The following is a 262-nucleotide window of genomic DNA, read 5'->3' on the forward strand; positions in this document are numbered from 1 at the left end:
CCTCAGCACGGACAAGCGCGTTCCGCTGCTGCGCCCGTTGGATGAGCTCATACATGGCAATCTCGCCCTGATGTGGGGTCCAGGCGCGCAGCACGGATCGCAGGCAGGCGAGCCCGCAGATGTGCCGAGACCAGAACAGGTACTCCGCCTCTGACGGGTACCCGTCAGAGGCCCAGTCGAAAAATGTGGCCGGGTTGGTGCCGTGTTCGATCAGCGGTTCGTTGCAGGCAAGGTCGCCCCATTGTGATTCGTAGGGGTAGTG

General features: G+C 63.0%; 1 protein-coding gene. It reads right to left on the reverse strand.

Annotated features, from left to right (window positions below; all coding sequences use genetic code 11):
• Positions 1-262, reverse strand: a 262-nt coding sequence (locus AC1RPN_RS09035; RefSeq protein ID WP_481763851.1) for a hypothetical protein, incomplete at both ends; no start/stop codon positions are given.

Source organism: Dellaglioa sp. CoH-57-MRSF-20, from assembly GCF_056781955.1.